Origin of the sequence: Actinoplanes sp. NPDC051346 (assembly GCF_040682215.1) — a bacterium.
GTDB lineage: Bacteria > Actinomycetota > Actinomycetes > Mycobacteriales > Micromonosporaceae > Actinoplanes.
The window spans coordinates 31,553-50,048 of record NZ_JBFBAJ010000016.1 but is presented as its reverse complement, the minus strand read 5'-3'; the positions used below and the strand labels follow the sequence as shown (position 1 = coordinate 50,048).

Annotated in this window: 16 protein-coding genes, 2 tRNA genes and 1 other RNA gene; 11 read left to right on the top strand and 8 right to left on the bottom strand. The window is 69.2% G+C overall.

The features are described from left to right. Window positions 1–197 precede the first annotated feature (197 nt). Together AB0M36_RS31760 and AB0M36_RS31755 are read right to left on the bottom strand one after the other, a co-directional pair. Entirely contained in the window at window positions 198–365 is a 168-nt protein-coding gene (locus tag AB0M36_RS31760) for a hypothetical protein (protein ID WP_364165078.1), read from the bottom strand. A gap of 103 nt (window positions 366–468) precedes the next feature. Further along, on the bottom strand, window positions 469–825 hold the full coding sequence (locus AB0M36_RS31755; protein ID WP_364165075.1) for a hypothetical protein: 357 nt from the start codon (window positions 823–825) through the stop codon (window positions 469–471). 516 nt (window positions 826–1,341) lie between these two features. Here AB0M36_RS31755 and AB0M36_RS31750 point away from each other — a divergent pair. Continuing rightward, window positions 1,342–2,211, top strand: coding sequence for a M23 family metallopeptidase (locus AB0M36_RS31750; RefSeq protein WP_364165072.1), 870 nt, complete (start codon window positions 1,342–1,344; stop codon window positions 2,209–2,211). 165 nt (window positions 2,212–2,376) lie between these two features. Here the strand turns inward: AB0M36_RS31750 and AB0M36_RS31745 are convergent, their stop codons facing one another. Further along, entirely contained in the window at window positions 2,377–3,531 is a 1,155-nt protein-coding gene (locus AB0M36_RS31745) for a hypothetical protein (protein WP_364165069.1), read from the bottom strand. A gap of 102 nt (window positions 3,532–3,633) precedes the next feature. Here AB0M36_RS31745 and AB0M36_RS31740 point away from each other — a divergent pair, with 102 nt between their 5' ends. Together AB0M36_RS31740 and AB0M36_RS31735 are read left to right on the top strand one after the other, a co-directional pair. Next, complete coding sequence (locus tag AB0M36_RS31740) at window positions 3,634–4,647, top strand: prephenate dehydrogenase/arogenate dehydrogenase family protein (RefSeq protein WP_364165067.1); 1,014 nt, start codon at window positions 3,634–3,636, stop codon at window positions 4,645–4,647. A 39-nt stretch (window positions 4,648–4,686) separates the two neighbouring features. Further along, window positions 4,687–5,271: a DinB family protein gene (locus AB0M36_RS31735; protein ID WP_364165064.1), complete on the top strand. Its 585-nt coding sequence runs from the start codon at window positions 4,687–4,689 to the stop codon at window positions 5,269–5,271. Window positions 5,272–5,401: 130 nt separating this feature from the next. On the opposite strand, the gene AB0M36_RS31730 is transcribed toward AB0M36_RS31735, so the two are convergent. Both AB0M36_RS31730 and AB0M36_RS31725 read right to left on the bottom strand, forming a co-directional pair. Further along, window positions 5,402–6,322, bottom strand: a complete 921-nt coding sequence (locus AB0M36_RS31730; protein WP_364165061.1) for a hypothetical protein — start codon at window positions 6,320–6,322, stop codon at window positions 5,402–5,404. Between the two features lie 623 nt (window positions 6,323–6,945). Next, a tRNA-Ser gene (locus tag AB0M36_RS31725) sits at window positions 6,946–7,032 on the bottom strand. A 109-nt stretch (window positions 7,033–7,141) separates the two neighbouring features. Between AB0M36_RS31725 and deoD the strand changes: the two genes are divergently transcribed. Beyond that, complete coding sequence (gene deoD, locus AB0M36_RS31720) at window positions 7,142–7,849, top strand: purine-nucleoside phosphorylase (RefSeq protein WP_364165058.1); 708 nt, start codon at window positions 7,142–7,144, stop codon at window positions 7,847–7,849. On the opposite strand, the gene AB0M36_RS31715 is transcribed toward deoD, so the two are convergent. Both AB0M36_RS31715 and AB0M36_RS31710 read right to left on the bottom strand, forming a co-directional pair. Then, window positions 7,839–8,258 carry a nucleoside deaminase gene (locus AB0M36_RS31715; protein ID WP_364165055.1) on the bottom strand — a complete coding sequence of 140 codons (420 nt, stop codon included), beginning with the start codon at window positions 8,256–8,258 and terminating at the stop codon, window positions 7,839–7,841. The two genes, deoD and AB0M36_RS31715, sit on opposite strands and share 11 nt — an antisense overlap. 26 nt (window positions 8,259–8,284) lie before the next feature. Then, window positions 8,285–8,809 (bottom strand): tRNA adenosine deaminase-associated protein, encoded by a 525-nt coding sequence (locus AB0M36_RS31710; protein ID WP_364165053.1) that lies wholly within the window; start codon window positions 8,807–8,809, stop codon window positions 8,285–8,287. A 225-nt stretch (window positions 8,810–9,034) separates the two neighbouring features. Here AB0M36_RS31710 and AB0M36_RS31705 point away from each other — a divergent pair, with 225 nt between their 5' ends. Together AB0M36_RS31705 and AB0M36_RS31700 are read left to right on the top strand one after the other, a co-directional pair. Next, window positions 9,035–9,832, top strand: coding sequence for a hypothetical protein (locus AB0M36_RS31705; protein WP_364165050.1), 798 nt, complete (start codon window positions 9,035–9,037; stop codon window positions 9,830–9,832). 1,342 nt (window positions 9,833–11,174) lie between these two features. Beyond that, a complete protein-coding gene (locus tag AB0M36_RS31700) occupies window positions 11,175–11,516 on the top strand; it encodes an STAS domain-containing protein (protein WP_364165047.1) in 342 nt (113 codons plus the stop codon). 356 nt (window positions 11,517–11,872) lie between these two features. Here the strand turns inward: AB0M36_RS31700 and AB0M36_RS31695 are convergent. Next, window positions 11,873–11,960, bottom strand: a tRNA-Ser gene (locus AB0M36_RS31695). Between the two features lie 84 nt (window positions 11,961–12,044). Between AB0M36_RS31695 and ffs the strand changes: the two genes are divergently transcribed. The 5 genes from ffs to AB0M36_RS31670 all read left to right on the top strand — a co-directional run bounded on the left by ffs (window position 12,045) and on the right by AB0M36_RS31670 (window position 18,482). Beyond that, an RNA gene (gene ffs, locus AB0M36_RS31690) (signal recognition particle sRNA small type) lies at window positions 12,045–12,135 on the top strand. Window positions 12,136–12,209: 74 nt separating this feature from the next. After that, window positions 12,210–15,929 carry a DNA polymerase III subunit gamma and tau gene (locus AB0M36_RS31685; RefSeq protein ID WP_364165044.1) on the top strand — a complete coding sequence of 1,240 codons (3,720 nt, stop codon included), beginning with the start codon at window positions 12,210–12,212 and terminating at the stop codon, window positions 15,927–15,929. 94 nt (window positions 15,930–16,023) lie between these two features. Beyond that, window positions 16,024–16,332, top strand: coding sequence for a YbaB/EbfC family nucleoid-associated protein (locus AB0M36_RS31680; protein ID WP_071807148.1), 309 nt, complete (start codon window positions 16,024–16,026; stop codon window positions 16,330–16,332). Between the two features lie 4 nt (window positions 16,333–16,336). Then, the gene (gene recR / locus AB0M36_RS31675) at window positions 16,337–16,930 is read left to right on the top strand and encodes a recombination mediator RecR (protein ID WP_364165041.1); all 594 of its coding nucleotides are present in this window, start codon (window positions 16,337–16,339) and stop codon (window positions 16,928–16,930) included. 544 nt (window positions 16,931–17,474) lie between these two features. Next, window positions 17,475–18,482, top strand: a complete 1,008-nt coding sequence (locus tag AB0M36_RS31670; RefSeq protein ID WP_364165038.1) for an ABC transporter permease — start codon at window positions 17,475–17,477, stop codon at window positions 18,480–18,482. The last annotated feature ends 14 nt before the right edge of the window (window positions 18,483–18,496 follow it).

Below are 18,496 nucleotides of genomic sequence, written 5' to 3'. Positions count from 1 at the left end.
AAGGCAAGGGCGACTGGCCAGCAAACGTGACCGGCCGGCAAGCGTGACTTTCGGCAAGGGTGACCGGCGGCAAGCGCGACTGACCCCGCGTCCGCGCGGTGGTGGCTTGGCTGGCCTGCGGTGGTGGCGAGGCTGGCCTGCGGCGGTGGCTTGGCTGGCCCGCCGTGGTGGCTTGGCGGGGCCGCGGTGGTGGCGGCTTAGTTGACCAGTCGGCGGCGGCTGGCGATTAGCTCGCGGATGCGGGCGCCGCGTAGGCGTTGGGGTTGGGTGTAGTCGCGGGCCGTCTTCGCGTTGGCTAGAGCGGCGAGGAGCTCGAGCCTGCGACGGCGACGATCGGGGTCGAGTCGCTGCGGTACGTGGGCCATGCGCCCGAGACTGCCGAGCCGTCCGGCGTTCGTCAAGGCCGAGTGCGTTGAGCCACCGGGGGTGTACTGATCGTCGATGACACATCACCGCAGAGCTGGACATTCACCACAGCGGCCAGTCCTCGGTCGTGATCCACCTCGCACCGACGAAACCGGCGGCTATCGATAGACCGAGACCACTCGCGAGTGCTATACCCACCGCCACGCCGCGGTCACCGAGGATGCCTAGGAGGAGCGCCACCAGCCAGGCGGAGATGGCTGCGGCGATCGTCCACCAGGCGTAGCTCAGTAGATCCCGTCCGATGCTTCCGAAGAGGGCGAACCACACCGAGGCGGCGCCGAGGCCCGACAGCACGGGCGCTGTGCGGATCGGGTTTGGTTCCCGATAGGTGGGCCGCGGGGGTAGGCCGGGTGGCAGGTGCATGCCAGGCGGCATGTGCGGGCCGAACGGCATCTGCATGCCAGGCGAGGCGTGCGGGGCAGGCGGCATGTGCGGGCCAGGCGGCATGTGCGGGCCAGGCGGCATGTGCGGGCCAGGCGGCATGTGCGGGCCAGGCGGCATGTGCGGGCCAGGCGGCATGTGTGAGCCAGGCGGCAGGTGTGGGCCTGGGGCGGCGTGAGAGCCGGGGGGCATGTGCGAGCCGTGCTGCGTGAAAGCGTCGGGCTGCGAGAACGCGCCGGGTGGCACGTGCGCGCCGGGCTGCGTGAAAGAGCCGGGCGGCGTGAAAGAGCCGGGCTGCGTGAAAGAGCCGGGCTGCGTGTGTGGGCCAGGTGGCATGTATGCGCTGGGCGGCAGGTGTGGACCCGGCTGTGCGTGCGGGCCAGGGGGCATTTGCCCGGTCGGCGGCACCTGCGCGGCAGGTGACGGGTATGGGTCGGGCGGGGTGTTGGCGGGTGGCGTTTCCAGGGTGGGCGACATCTGCTGGCCGGGCGGCGGCAACCATCCGGCGGGCGGGGTCGTGTCGGCCCACCCTCCGTGCTGCTCGACCATGACATCCTCCCGGCGTCGACGGTTCCCCCGTCAACCCTATCCATCGGCGGTCGGCCAGCGGGGGCAGACGACTTCTGCCAGGATGGCGCCGTGGTTTCCCTGCGTACTCTCTCGGTTCTGACCGTTGCCTTGCTGTCGCTCGCCGCCTGTGGAGCGCCAGAGGAGGGGCCGTCGGCGACCGCGACGCCGCAGTTCTTTGACTCGCCGGCTTCCGGGTCCGCGTCTGCCGGGCCTTCCGCCGTGCCTACTTCCGTCGCGCCGTCCTCCGGCACGAGCAGTTCGTCGCCCGTGCCGAGCAAGTCGTCGACGAAGGTGCCCACGAAGGCGCCGGCTAAGGCGCCCGGGAACGTGAAGTACGTTTTTCCCGTACGGGCGTCGAACGTCGACTATCACCCGACCCACTCGAAGTATCCGGCCACCGACATCTTCGCCGACTGCGGTGAGTCGGTTGTCGCCACTACCAGCGGTGTGGTGCTCGAGGTGAGCCTCAAAGACGAGTACGTGAAGGGTCGGCCGGATGGTCCTCTGAATGGCGGCCTGTTCGTGTCGATTCGGGGCGACGACGGTGTGCGCTACTACGGGTCGCATCTGAGCAAGGTGCTGTCGGGGATCAAGGCGGGCGTGCGGGTTCGGGCCGGTCAGGAACTCGGCAAGGTGGGCCGCACCGGCAACGCGAACAATGTCTGTCACCTGCACTACGGCATTTCGCCGCCGTGCGCTGAGGTGGGCGACTGGGACGTGCGGCGTGGCGTCGTTTGGCCGGCGAGTTACCTGACGTCGTGGCGTAAGGGTGGTGGCAAGAGCCCGGTGGCCGAGGTCGCGTCGTGGAAGAAGTCCCACGGCTGCGACGGCTGACGGGAACCAGACCGCAGTCGCTCTGAATTGGTAAGCGCACAGGGCCGCATCCTCGCCCGGGGATGCGGCCCTGCTGGTGCGGTAAAGCCTGCGAGCGGACAGCGGGCTGGCCAGTCGGCGGAGAGCAGAGCCAGTCGGCGGAGAGCAGAGCCAGCCGGTGGAGAGCTAACTGAACTGCGCCAACCGCTTCTGCGCGACTCCGTTGATCATCGTGAACGCTCCGCCGGCCGTGAACGCTCCTAGGCTCGGGTTGCTTGCCATGGTCAGTACCCCCTCGATGCCGTTCATGTTTGCGGTCCAGTCGCGTAGGTGGCCGTCGTTCATGGCCAGGGCGGCGAGTTTCACGCGGTCGTCAGCACCGTCGAGGCACACGCCCTGGTCTCCGGTGCGGGGGGTGCGGCAGGCGTGGTCGAAGTGGCCGCCCACGTAGACCGTGTCGGCCAGGGTGGTGATGGCCTGGGCGTCGCCGTCGAACGTCGCGCTCCAGCGTTTGGCGCCTGTGAGGGTGTACGCGGTCGCTTGGCCGCCCTGGCCGCCGTGTGCCGTGTAGACGCCGTCGGAGGTGGCGGCGATAGCGAAGACGATGACGGCCGGCTTCGGCTTGAACGCCGTGACGATCGCGGCCGAGGTGGGGTCGAGGGCTACCAGACGGTCGTACCCGCTGGTGGAGTTGACCTTGTGGAACTTGCCGCCGACGTAGATCCGGCCGCTGGTGGTGGCGAGCGCCTCGACCTGGTCGTCGACCGTGGGCTTCCAGGAGCCGTCGAGGGCGCCGCTGGAGAGGTTGAAGGCGGCGAGCCTGGTGCGGGTCAGGCCGTTGACCTTGGTGATCGTGCCGCCGACGTAGAGGCGGCCGTTGGCGGCGGCGAGCGCGTACGGTCTGCCCTCGATCGAGTGCTTGAACGTGCTGGACACCGCGCCGGTGGCGGCGTCGATCCGGGCGAGGCTGTCCCGCCTCTGCCCGCTGACGTACCCGAAGTCACCACCGATGTAGACGGACGACCCACTCACCGCGAGCGCTTTCACCCGGCCGTCGGCCGCCGGCGCCCAGGGCAGAAGTTGCCCCGTGTACGCGTCGACCGCCGCGAGCCGGTTCCGCGTGACCGACTTGCCGTTGACCACAGCGGACGTGAACGTGCCGCCGACGTAGATCGTGCTGCCGGAGTACGCGACGGAGAGCACCGTCCCGTTGAAGCCCGGTACGGAGTCCGAGGACTCCGAGGGCGCCGCCTGTGCGGGCGTGGCCAGCGCCGCGACGACCGCACCGACCACCCCCGCCACGACCATCAGCTGCTTGCAAAGTTTGCCCCTGTACGTCACTTCTCGAACGTAACCGCATTGATGCGGGTTATCTAGTGACGAAACGGACTAAAACGAACACGGCCGTACGGATGATGTCACGCGTGTGCGACAGTCACCGACGTGAACGTCGCGATCATCGGTCTCGGGCTCATCGGCGGATCGCTGCTCCGGGCGCTGGCCGCCCACGGGCACCAGCTGACGGGTTACGACATCGGCGCCACCACCCGTGAGGCCGCGGCCGCACTGGCAAAAGCCACCCCGACAGACTCCAGCGCGGACGAGCCCGGCGCGGCAGGGCAAGGAACGGCGCCGACTCCGGGCGCCTGGCGCGTAGCGGACAGCATCGCCGCCGCCGTCGAGGGCGCCGATGTCGTGGTGCTCGCCGTCCCGTTGCCGGCGCTGCCCCAGGTGGTTGCCCAACTCGATCACTTCTCCGGTGTGATCACGGACGTGACCTCCGTCAAGGGCCCGGTCCGCGACCTGCTCCGGGGCCGCAGGTACGTCGGCGGGCACCCGATGGCCGGCAAGGAGGAGTCCAGCTTCCTCGCCTCCGACCCGCACCTGTTCGACGACTGCGCCTGGGTGCTGTGCCTCGAGCCGGAGACCTCGCTGGACGACTGGCTGAGTCTCGCCGCCCTCTTCACCTCGATCGGTGCCCGGGTCGTGCCGGCCGGCGCCGACGAGCACGACGAGGCGGTCGCTCGGATCAGCCACGTCCCGCACCTGCTCGCCGCGGCTCTGGCCAATCTGATCGACGGTAATCCGCTGGCCGCGGCCCTCGGCGCCGGATCGTTTCGCGACGGTACGCGGGTGGCCGCGACCCGCGCCGAACTCATCGCGGCCATGTGTGGCGGCAACGCGGCGGCCGTGCGGCGGGTGCTGCCCGGCGTGGTCGAGGACCTGGGCGAGTACGCCGGCCGGCTCGCCGAGCCCGACCCGGTCGCCGCCCTGACCCCGGTGTTGCGCCGGCCCGGAGAGCTGCGGCGAGGCTGGCCGGTCGCGGCCCGTGTGCCGGTGGAGGTCGACCCGGATCGGGAGGCGCTCCTGAGCCTTGGACGCGCGGGAGGCTGGGTGACAGGGGTCGGCGGGAAAGTCGTCGGATTGCGGCCGGAAACTGACCGCAATGGTTCCTAGGCTTACCCGAGTAAGGGAAACCGAGGACAGGAGAACGTCATGCCCGGTCAGGTCGGCGCCATCGGCAACGAGCGCGAAGGTCTGCTCGCCTACCTCACCCAGATGCGGTACGTGCTGCGGCTCACCGCGTACGGGCTCACTCCCGACCAGCTCCGCGCCGCCCCGACGGCGAGCTCGCTGACCGTCGGGGGCCTGATCAAGCACTGCGCCTCGGTCGAGGAGAGCTGGATCTCCACCGTGCGCCGGGAGGTGCAGCCCGTCGACTACCAGGCCTACGAGGACAACTTCCGGCTGGCGGACGGCGAGACGATCGAGGACGTGTTCGCCTACTACGACCGCGTCGCGGCGCGGACCGAGAAGACGATCGCGGAGATCCAGGATCTCGGCCAGGACGTGCCGGTCGACCACTCGGTGCCGTGGAACCCGAAGGATCTCGACAACTGGTCGGTGCGCTGGGTGCTGCTGCACCTCATCCAGGAGACGGCCCGGCACGCGGGCCACGCCGACATCATCCGCGAGGGCGTCGACGGTGGCACGGCCTACCCGATCATGGCCGCGGCAGAGGACTGGCCGGACTCGCCGTGGATGCGGAAGTGGCAGCCGGCCGGCGACCATCGCGGGTAAGCCCGGCGGCGGCGCGACCGGGCCGGGACGGCAGCGGATCGGCCGCGTGTCACGGGGACTTCGCTGTGCCCGTACTTATGAAAGCGAAACGCCCGGCAGAAGCCTGCCGGGCGTTCCCTGCGTCTTCGCGCTACTTCTTCTTCGCCGGTGGATTGATGCGCAGCTTCGCAGAGTCGTTGGTGCGCTTGCCGTCGACCGTGGACGAGACAACACGCACGCCGCCGGTCAGCGCGCCCTTCTTGTCGATCCGGAGCTTGAACGCCCAGGTGATCTGCTTGCCGGCCTCGAACGGGTTGACGGTAGTCGCGCACCGATACTCGGCGGCACCGCGCGGATCCTTCTTTGGCACTACCCTGCCCTTCGACGAAGGCAGGCAACCGGTCGGGACGGACACCACCGTCGTACCCTTCGGGCGGCTGACGACAACCGCGGCGGCGGGCTTGGTGATGCCGAAGATGAAGGCCGGGCCGAGGTTCTTCGCACCGACCTTGACCGTGATCGTCTTGCCGCGCTTGCCGCGGGCATCGGCGCCGATCGCGGCGAGGTCGGCCACATTGCGGCCGGTGAGCTTGAAGAACACCGACTGCGCCGGGTCGAAGATGCTGCCGGTGCTCTGCGGGACACCTTGGCGAGGCGTGGGCGCAGGGGCCGCTCCGCGCAACGGCACCAGCCGCAGCACGCTGCCGGTGCCATTCCTCGGCCGCTCAGCACCGAAGTCTTCCAGTGCATTCTGTGCGTCGGCCGGCGTGCTCCAGCTGAAGCTCTGGCCGATTGTTCCGGGCGCCGGTACCTGCTTACGTACGGTCACCGCGAACGGCTCGGACAGCCGGTACGTCGCTCCCGGCGGAACATCATCATCGAACCGGCAGACGATCCGCTCCCTGCCGTACCCGCAGTTCTTGAAGCTCTGCGGGTACTGGTACATCGCCTCACGATAGAACCACATGACGGTCGATGTGATCGGGCGGTTGCCGGTGTTGCGCAGCGTCAAGGGCAGGCCGACCCGCTGTCCGGGTCGGACGTCGCGGTCGAGGAAACCGCCGGGCTCCATGGCGACGGGCTCAGCGACCGTCACCGTGGAGCGCCGAACTACCGCGCCGAACTCCCGGCTGGTGACCGTGGTGGTGAGTGTCCCGGTGTCACCGACCGCGGCGGAGTCCAGTCCTTTCACCCAGAGTGAGATCAAGGCCGCGTACCCCTGGCTGATCCGGCTCTCGCCGAGCCGACAGGTGAGCCGGGCGCCGGTCGCGGTGCATCGGTCGTCGCTCAGGAACGGCAGAACCGTCGCGAAGTGGGAAATATCGCCTCCGTCGACTTCCACGACGACGTCATGCAGGGTGACGGCGGCACCGGCGCGTCGTAGCCCGACGAACTGGTTCTGTCCCGTCCGGTCCGGTGTCAGCCTGATGTGCTCCAGGGAAACCGTCGGCTTCGTCGGCGCTGCGGCCGCGGGCGAACAGGTCACCGCCGACCCGAGCGCGCCGGCGACGACCGCGAGGAGGGCACTGAATCGCCCGAGATTAGCAATCATGGATGGAAATTCGCTCCCCGTGTGTTGGACCGGCGGCAGACTACCCGGTGACGGCAAGGATCAGCCCAACCGTGGGGTGCACCACTGAGACCGCACGCGCAAAGGTCCGGTGACTCACTGAGAGTCACCGGACCTTCTTAGAGCGGTGGTGAAGGGATTTGAACCCTTGGAGGGCTTGCACCCTCACACGCTTTCGAGGCGTGCTCCTTAGGCCGCTCGGACACACCACCGCGAAGTAGGTTACCCGACCGCTTACCGGCCCTGTCGCCGGGTACCGCAGAACCGGGAAGAGCCAGGTAGCGCCACCTCTGCCGAAGCGGCCTGGCAGGATCTTCAGACATGAGTGTGCACATCGGCGCGCAGCCGGGCGACATCGCCGAGCGGGTTCTGCTTCCTGGGGACCCGATGCGGGCGAAGTGGATCGCCGAGACCTTTCTGAAGGATCCCGTCTGTTACACGCAGGTGCGGGGGATGCTGGGCTTCACCGGCACGTGGCAGGGGGTGCGCGTCTCGGTGCAGGGTTCCGGCATGGGCATGCCGTCCGCCTCGATCTACACCCATGAGCTGATCACCGAGTACGGCGTCAAGTCCCTGATCCGGATCGGCTCGTGCGGGGCGCTGCTCGAGGACCTGAACCTCGGTGATGTGATCGCCGCCATCGGCTCGGCCACCGACTCGAACATGAACCGGGCGCGGTTCGACGGCCTCGTCGACTACGCGCCGGTCGCGGACTTCGGGCTGCTCCGTACGGCCGCCGACGTGGCCGACCGGCGGGAGGTCGCGCTGCGGGTGGGTCCGGTCCTCGCCGCGGACGCGTTCTACACCGACCGGCCGGACCTCTTCGACACGCTCGCCGATTACGGCGTGCTGGCGGTGGAGATGGAGTCGGCGGCCATCTACACGACCGCGGCCCGCTTCCGGGCCAAGGCGCTGACCATCCTGACCGTCAGCGACCACATCAAGCGCGGCGAGAAGATGGATTCGGCGGAGCGCGAGCAGGGCTTCTCCAACATGGTGCAGATCGGTCTGGACACCATCATCGCCTGAAGAAATCCCGCATCAGGTCGGCGCACTCGGCCTCCAGCACCCCGGAGTACACCTCGGGGCGGTGGTTGAGGCGCCGATCGCGGACCACGTCCCACAGCGATCCGGCGGCGCCGGTCTTCGGCTCCCAGGCGCCGAAGACCAGCGTGCCGATCCGGGCCAGCACCAGGGCGCCGGCGCACATCGTGCACGGTTCCAGGGTGACGACGAGCGTGCAGTCCTCCAGCCGCCAACTGCCGGCGAGCAGGGCGGCCCGGCGCAGCGCCAGGATCTCGGCGTGCGCGGTCGGGTCACCGGTCGCCTCCCGCTCGTTGCCGGCGGCGGCCAGCTCGGTGCCGGACCCGTCGAACACGACCGCGCCGACGGGCACGTCCTCCGGGAACGAGGAAGCGACGGAGATGGCCCGCCGCATCCACGTCTCGTGCAGCGGGCGGGGTATCACGCCTCGCGCAGCTCTTCCAGCTCGTCGCCGCACCCGAGCTTCTGGCAGATCTCCGCGGTCACGTCGGACGGCAGCATGCCCTCGAGCCCGCAGAGCGTCAGCAGCCGGTGCGACCCGATGCCGAGGTCGGCCAGCAACTCCACGTCACCGATCGGATCGGCGTCGGGATCGGCGGCCGGCCGCTCGTCCTCGTCCTCGTCGTCACCGCCCCGCGGAGCGGCCAGCTCGTCGATCTCGAGGGCCGGCGTCTCCACGTCGGCCAGCAACAGGGCGCCCACCCTCGACTCGTCGGCGAACGCCGAGTCGGAACCGAAGACCCGCAGGTCCTCGCCCTCGTCGAGTCGCAAGATGACCAGATACTGGTCGTCGGCCTCGACGAACAGCAGCGACAGCTCGGCATCGGGCTCAGCGTCCCGAAGCCGGTCCACCACCTCATCGATGTCGGCCAGACCGGCGAGCTCCAGCTCGGACGCCGTCCAGCCGTTCTTGCCCCGAGCGACGGCGGCAGCGAAAGTCGACACGAATCCCCCCACGGAACTTCAGCTCTCAGCGAGTGACGGTAGCGGCTGCATCGGCTCCAGTGCAGCGCCACGCCCCGAAGGAGACAACAGGCGCGGCTTTTTATAAGTACGGCGTACCGCGAAGTTCCGTGGCACACAGCCCGGCCGCTGCCGTCCCGGCCCCGGTGACGCCGCCGCCGGGCGGCGTCTGTCGAGACCGAGTGGTCCTGCTGCACAATGTCCGCCGTGAGCGTCTCCTCCTCCTCTTCGCCTCCCGATCCCGCGCGGGGTTCTGGACCCGAGCGCGGCTATCTCTGGGCGGACGACCTGGTGGAGACGTCTCCGGCCGAGCTCCGGGCGCACCGGCGCAAGCGGATCGCGATCCGGGCCGGTGCCGCGCTGCTCGCCTGTGCCGTCGTCGCCGGCATCGCCGGGATGGTCTACTCCGCCCTTGACCACCGCCCGGACGTGGTGGTCGTGGAGGGCTTCGCCCCGCACGACAAGGACCTGCGGGATTACCTGATCCCGACCCCGGCGGGTGCGGAGCGGCCGGCGGATCCCATTCCCGAGCCGACGCGCCCCGGTCAGGCGCAGCCCCCTACTCCCCCCGAGCGACTGGTGCCGGGCGACCGGCGCCTGAGCAGGGAGTCCGCCGCCGATGTCACCGGCGATGACGACTATCTGCGGCGACACAAGTACGCCAGAGGCTACGAGCGCCGGTGGATCCAGAAGGACGGCATCGGGGTCAGTGTCCTGCTCCTGAGGTTCAGGGGCGCCAAGAACGCCGCGCTCTACGCACGGGACATCTTCGACCTCTACAAGGTCAACGATGAGTACAGGGACACCGAAGTGCCGGCAGTGCCGCAAGGCCGGTCGTTGCTCAGCACAGCGCCCGTCCGAGACACGGATGGCACCTGGTTCAGCCTCAGCGCCGCCGCGGCCGGAGACGTGGTCGTGATCGTCGTCGCCGAGGATGGAAAGCCGCTGGCGACCGCGCAGATCACCGAGACGCTCCTGGCCGAGCAGTACGCCCGGCTGAAGTGAAGCCCCCGACCTTTCCGGGAAAGGTCCGTCAGCACGCCACGATCGAATGCTCACTCATTGTGGTGCCTTGATTACAAGACGGCGCCCATAGGTGAGGTCGCCATTCGCTCACGCCGATGATCGCCAAAGCCTCAAATGCGACGCATCGTCGGCTCACTCTTTCGGGGCTTGATCACGCACCGTGTCCGTTTCTCTCTTTCGGGTTCGAGCCCCCGCCGCCGACCGCCTCGTTGACATGATCAAATGAGCTGGCCAGACGCCGAGCGCGCACCGGTACCGTCTCGTCGTCTCTCGATCCCTGCGCGACCTGCGACAACTACGCAGAGTGCCAGGAAGGAAGCCGCCCTAATATGTCCCCCCGGCGCAAGTGGTGGCGCGGAAAACCACCGGATCGGACAACGCGCTTCGTCCTGCCGGCGAAAAACTTTCGCAGATTCGCACCGCGCAGCCGCGTCGATATCTGTCATAAGGTCGACACGTGAGAGTTGAGCAGCACTGGTGGAATGGTGACGTCCGACTTGCGCGCCGGGACGTCTACGTCCGCACTGACGGGGAAGTCTGGGAGGTGGAAGCCCAGATGGGCGGCCCCCAGGGCAAATCCAAGGTGCAGCAGTGTCCAGGAAAAGCCTCAGCGCTGATCCTGGCAGACGCGTGGCGTGGCCCACGCTGGCAGTGGCGTCAGCTGTAAGACGCCAGGAGCCGGGCTGCGCCGCACTTGATCTTCTCTCGGCCAGCCGACGAAACGGGCCGGACCCCACGGGGTCCGGCCCGTTTCCGTTGCCCTGACCCAATCTTGGCGCCTACTGCGCCGCCCTGTTGCCCCGGTCCCGACCTGTCGGCCCCGCGCCTGCCGGCCCCGCGCCGGTCGGCCCCGCGCCTGTCGGCCCCGCGCCTGTCGGCCCCGCGCCTGTCGGCCCCGCGCCGGCCTGTCGCGCTGGCCCGTCGCCGTTGTGTCGGCTTGCCGCTGGACCTGTCAGGTGCCATGCCTGGCCGCCGGCGCGTGGCGCTTTTCGCGTCAGATCCGTGCGGGCCTTCTTGCTCGGACCTCCGGTGCGGCACATGCTCACCGTCCGGGGCTGGCCCGGCATCCTCTTGCCGTTCCGGGCCGGCGCGGTCCCTCCCACGCGGCGCGGACAGCCTGGCCGGCGCTGTGTTCCGCGCGGCGCGGACAGTCTGGCCGGCGCGGCGTTCCGCGCGCTGCCGGCATTGCGGGCGCAATGCCCCGGCGTTGCTTTGCGCAATGCGGATTCTTCTGCGCTATCTGGACGGACCCTTTGTGCGCCATCGCCTGATCGGACACATCTAACCTGTGAAACCACCCAACCAGGACGAAAGCGATGCCATGCAGGCCACTGTGACCGACCACCGAACCGACGTCGCCGTGCTCCGCCTGAGCGGCGAGCTCGATGCCGACACCGCCCCCAAACTCCATGACCTCCTCGCCGACCTGCTGGAGCGGCCGGTTCCGCGAATCGTGGTCGACCTGTCAGCCCTCAACTTCTGCGACTCCGTCGGGCTCAGCGCCTTCATCACCGCCAAGCAGGTGATCACCGCCCGAGGCGGCTGGCTGAGCTTCGCCGGCGCCAACCGCTTCCTCGTGGACCTGCTCGACACCGTCGGCCTGAGCCGATACTTCGCCATCTTCCCGGAGGTGGAGGACGCCATCGCGGCGGCGCAGATATAGGTCTATGCCGCTGAGCCCCTGTTGTGCGGTGGCGCACCGAGGCCATCCGAAAACGACAGCTACACCGGTCAGTCGCGCGATCGACGCGGGGCGACCCATAGGCGAAGGGCCGGACCCTGGGTCCGGCCCTTTCAGCGTCTGCGCTGGTCAGACCGACGGAGGATGAGCACGGCTCGGTATCAGCCAGGGCGGCTCGGTATCAGCCAGGACGGCTCCGTATCAGCCAGGACGGCGGTTCGGAGCTGTCACGGTGGGCGTCGTCCGGCGGATCCACCGTCTGATGAGCAGCTGAGGCCGCTCACGCGAAAGGGCCGATCCCCCTCGGGGGTCGGCCCTTGCGTTGTGCCTGTTCAGGCTGGCGGAGGATACGAGATTCGAACTCGTGAGGGTGTGAACCCAACACGCTTTCCAAGCGTGCGCCCTAGGCCTCTAGGCGAATCCTCCGTCCGACAGGATACAGACCCCGTCGCGCCGGTTTCGGCGGGACCACCCGGTGGCCCGTCGATCGCGCCGGGTAGGCTGTTCACCAGCCCCTCGTGCGGCGCGTACCCCGTGAACCTCCCCAGGGCCGGAAGGCAGCAAGGATAAGCGGGCTCTGGCGGGTGCACGGGGGGTCCTTCACTTCTGGGGCACGCCGTTTGTTCTTGTCACACCCTCGACGGAGAATGGCGCGGTCGTCAGGAGGAGGCAGGAGTGGCACTGGCCCTCTACCGCAAGTATCGTCCTCGCACGTTTGCCGAGGTCATCGGGCAAGAGCACGTCACCGAGCCGCTGTCGCAGGCGTTGCGCAGCGGGCGGCTGCACCATGCCTATCTCTTCTCCGGCCCGCGAGGCTGTGGCAAAACCTCCAGCGCGCGCATCCTCGCCCGCTCGCTCAACTGTGAGCAGGGTCCCACTCCCGAGCCATGCGGCGTCTGTGGCTCCTGCAAGTCGCTGGCCAACGACGGCACCGGGTCGATCGACGTCATCGAGATCGACGCGGCCAGTCACGGCGGCGTCGACGATGCGCGGGAGCTGCGGGAGAAGGCGTTCTTCGCCCCCGCCAGCAGCCGTTACAAGATCTATGTCATCGACGAGGCTCACATGGTCTCGTCGGCGGGCTTCAACGCGCTGCTCAAGCTTGTCGAGGAGCCGCCCGACTACGTGAAGTTCATCTTCGCCACGACCGAGCCGGAGAAGGTGCTCGGCACGATCCGGTCGCGGACCCATCACTACCCGTTCCGGCTGATTCCGCCGGCGGTGCTCCGGCCGTACCTTCAGCAGTTGACCGAGGCCGAGGGCACCCACGTCGACCCGGCGGTCTTTCCCCTGGTCGTGCGGGCGGGCGGGGGCAGCGCGCGGGACACGCTGTCGGTTCTCGACCAGCTCATCGCCGGTGCCGGACCCGAGGGCGTCAGTTACGCCCGAGCTGTGTCTCTGCTCGGCGTCACCGATGCGGCGCTGATCGACGAGATGTGCGACGCGCTGGCCGCCGGCGACGGCGCGGCGGCCTACCAGACCATCGACCGGGTCGCCGAGGCCGGCCACGACTCGCGCCGCTTCGCGTCCGACCTGCTCGAACGCTTCCGCGACCTGATCGTCCTGCAACAGGTTCCGGACGCCGTCACCAAGGGCCTGATCGACGGCCCGGCCGACCAGCTCGAGCAGATGGGCGCCCAGGCCACCCGCCTAGGCCCCGCGACCCTCTCCCGCTGCGCGGACATCGTGCACAACGGCCTGGTCGAGATGCGCGGCACGACCGCACCACGGCTGCTCCTCGAGCTGATCACGGCCCGCATGCTGCTGCCCGGCGCCGACGACTCCAGCGGCGCGCTGCTGCAGCGGTTGGAGCGCATGGAACGGCGGCTCACCCTCACCTCCGACCACGAACCCGCGCACTTGGAGCACCCGTCCCCGGCCGCGGCACAGCCGTCGGGCACCGCCGCATCATCGGTCGCGGGCGTCGGGTTGTCCGCGGCCCGCGCGGCAGCAGCGGCGGCGCGACGCGGCCAGTCAGGGGCAGCAGCTCCCGCTACAGGGCAAGCACCGGTGGTGTCAGGGCCGGCCGCGACGTCTGCCACGGGGCAAGCACCGGTGGTGTCAGGGCCGGCCGCGACGTCTGCCACGGGGCAAGCACCGGTTGTGTCACAGCCGGCCGCGACGTCTGCCACGGGGCAAGCACCGGTTGTGTCACAGCCGGCCGCGACGTCCGGCACGGGGTCGGCGCCGGCGGTGTCATCGTCTGACGTGGCGTCCGGCGAGCATGACGGCACCTCAGAGTTGCGTTCTCGGACGGCGGTCTCACCAGCGAGCCAACCAGGATCGGCTGCACCACCGGCGGAGATCGGGGATCGCGCGACTGCTCCTGCTTCCGCAGCGTCGGGCGCGTCGCAGGTGGTCACGCCAGATTCCACGTCGCCGGTTTCGAGTCCGTCGCATTCCGCCGCAGCGGACTCCGCAGAGTCGAATGCGCTTCCGGCGGCGTCGTCCATGGCGCCCGGTGACGGTGCGGAGTTGGCGTCCTCCGGTGTCGTTCCGGGGTCCTCGTCCGTTGGCGACGCTTCGGCCTGGGAGTCGCCCGCTGAGCGCGTCGGCGTCGAGCCGGTGTCGCCCGGCGTCGAGCCGGTGTCGCCCGGCGTCGAGCCGGTGTCGCCGGCCCCGGAGCCGCGGCGGCCCGAGCCGGCCGGGCTGATGCCCGATGCGCCCGAGGAGCCGGGGATCGCCGTCGCCTCCGTGCCCGGGCAGCTCACCGTGGCATCGATCCGTGAGGTCTGGCCCCAGATCATGGTGGTGGTCGGCCGCAAGAGTAAGAAGATCGCCGCGCTGGCTCAGGGCGCCACGGTGCGCGAGCTTGAGGGTCAGACCGTCGTGCTGACGTTCCGCTTTCCGGCACACGCCCGGATGGTCGCCGCCGAGCCGCAGCTCATCGCCGACGCGCTCTATGAGGAACTCGGCGGCCGCTGGCAGATCCGGTGCGATGTGGCGGGCGAGGGAGGTTCCTCGCAGGGCCCGGGCGGACGTCCCGCGCCCCGGGGACCCCAGGGCGGTGGCGGACCGGCTCCGCGTAACCCGCAGGATTCGCGCAGTCCACAGGACGACGCCGGACCACAGGACTCGCGCGGTGGGCAGGATGCCGGTCCGCAGGCTGCGCGTGGGTTGCAGGATTCGCGTGGTGAGCAGGGCGTCGGTTCGCAGGCTTCGCGCGGTGGGCAGGATGCCGGTCCGCAGGCTGCGCGTGGGTTGCAGGATTCGCGCGGTGAGCAGGGTCTGCAGGAGTCGCGTGGTGAGCAGGGTCTGCCGGATTCGCGCGGTGGGCGGGACGCCGGTCCGCAGGATCCGCGTGGCCCGCAGGACGCGGGGCCGCAACGGACGCGGCCGGTTGTGGCGGACGCCCCGGAGCAGCGGATGCCGGCTCAGACGCGTCACGGATCGGGCGCTTCCGCTCGGCAGACCGCGACCGCGCCGCAGGGCTCGGCTGACGAGGAGGACGACGGGGGCTGGCCGGAACCCGTCAAGCCCGGCGGGCTCGGAGGCCGAGCGGCGGCTCCGTCGCGGGACTCTTCGCCGGCGGCCGACGCCGACGAGGAGTGGCCCGAGCCTGCCCGTCCCGGGGGTGTCGACGGCTCGGAGGCCGCGCACGCTCAGACCGTGGCCAGCGGGACGGCTGACGACAGGAACCCGGCATCCGAGGTGCGGACGGCTTCCCACAACGATCCACCAGGGATGGTCGGCGGCGTCAACGGGTCGGGCTCCGCTGGGCCAGGCTTCGACGGGTCAGCCTCACCACCACCAGGTGGACCGGGTTCGGGAGGGATCGCTGCGGCGCGAGCCGCGGCTGCCCGCGGCGCGGCGCCCCCGGCTGTCCGATCCGCGGCCCCCGCTGCCTCGAACGGCGCCGCGGTTGCTGCCCAGAGCAGCGCGACCAACGCCGCGGCAGCCCGCCAGGGACAGGACGGCGCGGCCGGAGTCGGAGTCGGAGCCGCTGCAGCGGGAGCAGCCAAGGCGGCAGCCGCCCGAGCAGCCGCCGCTAGAGCTGGAGCCGCTAAGGCCGGAGCCGCTATAGCTGGAGCCGCCGGAGCTGGAGCCGCCGGAGCTGGAGCCGCCGGAGCCGGAGCTGGAGTCGGAGCCGTTAAGGCCGGGGCCGCCAGAGGCGGCGCCGAGGGGGGTAGCTCCTGGTCCGATGGGTCGCCGACCGAGGAGGCGCCCTACGACCCCGAGTACGACGGTCCGATCCGCGCCGCCAGAGCCGTCGCGGCGCCCGTCGCGGCGCCCGTCGCGGCGCCTGCCGACGGCTCCTCGTGGGAAGGGTTCGATCCCGGCGACGAGCCGCTTGACGATGTGATCGACGAGAAGACGGCGCGGCAGAGCAGTGAGCAGCAGGCGGTGCGGCTGTTGCAGGAGGCCTTCGGGGCGGAGAAGATCAGCGAGTCCTGACCCGGCTGCCGCGGTTCGCCGCCGCGCGCGGGACAATGGAGCCGACCATCCCCCTTACTGAGGAGTTTGTATGCGCCCCGGTGGACAGCCGAACATGCAGCAGATCATGAAGCAGGCGCAGAAGATGCAGCAGCAGGTCGCCCAGGCGCAGGCTGAGCTGGCCGAGGCCGAGCTCACCGGCACTGCCGGCGGTGGCCTCGTCAGCGTGGTGGTGACCGGGCTCGGCGAGTTCAAGTCCGTGAAGATCGACCCCAAGGCGGTCGACGCCGACGACGTCGAGACGCTCGAGGATCTGGTGCTCGCGGCGATCCACAATGCCGCGGAGGCGCAGCGGGAGCTCACCGAGCAGAAGATGGGTCCGGCCACCGGCGGTCTCGGTGGCCTGACTCTGCCGGGATTCTGAGCCTGTGTACGAGGGCGCCATCCAGGACCTGATCGACGAGCTCGGCCGGCTTCCGGGCGTCGGCCCGAAGAGCGCCCAGCGGATCGCGTTCCACATTCTCTCCGCGGATCCCGCCGACGTGAACCGGCTGGCGACGTCGCTGCGCAAGGTGAAGGAGCTGGTCCGGTTCTGCACGACCTGCTTTAACGTTGCCGAGGCCGAGCAGTGCCGGGTGTGCCGCGACACGCGTCGTACCAATGAGGTGCTGTGCGTCGTCGAGGAGCCCAAGGACGTCGTCGCGATCGAGCGCACCGGCGAGTTCCGTGGCCGCTACCACGTCCTGGGTGGCGCCATCAATCCGCTCGAGGGCATCGGGCCCGACAATCTGCGCATTCGGGAGCTTCTGGTCCGGCTGGGTACGGGCGAGGTCCGGGAGTTGATCCTCGCCACCGACCCGAACACCGAGGGCGAGGCGACCGCCACCTATCTGGCGCTGATGGTGAAGCCGATGGGAATCGCGGTGACCCGGCTGGCGAGTGGGTTGCCTGTCGGCGGCGATCTCGAGTACGCGGACGAGATCACCCTGGGGCGGGCCTTCGAGGGTCGTCGCGCCGTCTGATCGGGTGCGGCGGAACCATATTTATCAATGACGATAAATGAAGGTGACTCTCGAAAAGGAATTTGTGCCATCGGCCTAATGGTCGGTGTTGACCACCTAGCCCCCCCTCGGTCGTATGAGGTGCTCATGGGCCGCTCGGCCGCACTCTCGTCTCGCTCTGTTTCGTCACGGTCACGCGGATCAGTTGCCCTTTATCTCCTGCTTCTCGACTTCGTAGAGCGTACTTTGTGATCTTGTCGGGCTCTCAGATAACGGTCACATCACAGGCGAGACACGAACAGCAGTCGCGAGTTGCTTGTGGCCTTGACCACGTCCCCGCAGTAGGTGAATGTTCCTAACGATGGCGGCACACACGCCATCCGGTGCTCCCGTTGACCAACCGACCAGGTTTGGATTTCGGGAGACGGCACTCGAGGCTTTCGTAACCGATCGGTTGCCGGAGCGCTGCGGGAGCCAATGCGTTCGGTGAACGGGTTTCACCCGGTTTCCGGAACTTTGGGTAGTCCTGTGGTGGCCGGTGGCCGGGGAAAGGACCGGCGGTTAGATGTCGATCGGCCCAGAGGCGTCGATAACCGATGAGCGTTCGGCGCCCACCGACGACCCCGCCGACATTCGCGACAGCGGCGAGAAGGCGGTCGCCGGCCGGTCGCTGAAGCAGATCGCGTGGCGGCGGCTCAAGCGCGACAAGGTCGCCATGACCGGCGGCGCGGTCGTGATCTTCCTGGTGCTCCTCGCGGTTCTCGCGCCGCTGCTCACCCGGTGGTTCGGTCACCCGATCAACGAGTTCCACAACGACCAGATCGATCCCACGATCCAGACGCCGCTCGGCGCCTGGGGTGGCATCAGCAAGGACTTCATCTTCGGCGTCGAGCCGACGACGGGTCGCGACGTCTTCAGCCGCATCCTCTACGGTGCGCAGACCACGCTGGTCGTGGCGGTGTTCTCCGCGTTTCTGTCCACCTTCCTCGGTGCCGTCTTCGGCCTCGCCGCCGGCTACCTCGGCGGCTGGGTCGACTCGGTGGTCAGCCGGGTCATGGACTTCCTGCTGGCGTTCCCGCAGCTGCTCTTCGCGATCGCCCTGGTGTCCGTCCTGCCCAAGGACCTGTTCGGCCTGGACGGGCGCTGGTCGCGGGTGATCGTGCTGATCGGCGTCATCGGGTTCTTCGGCTGGCCGTACATCGGCCGCATCGTCCGGGGGCAGACGCTCTCGTTGCGGGAGCGGGAGTTCGTCGAGGCCTCGAAGAGCCTCGGTGCCCGGTCCGGGCGCATCCTCTTCCGGGAGTTGCTGCCCAACCTGGCCGCGCCGATCCTCGTCTACACCACTCTGATCATCCCCACGAACATCCTGACGGATGCCGCGCTGAGCTTCCTCGGCGTGGGCATTCCGCCACCGAACCCCTCGTGGGGCGGCATGTTGTCGGACGCGTTGAGCTACTACACGACGGATCCGATGTACATGATCATTCCGGGCGTCATGATCTTCATGACCGTGCTGGCCTTCAACCTGTTCGGTGATGGCCTGCGGGACGCCCTCGATCCGAAGGCCCGTTGATCACCTGAGGGTGA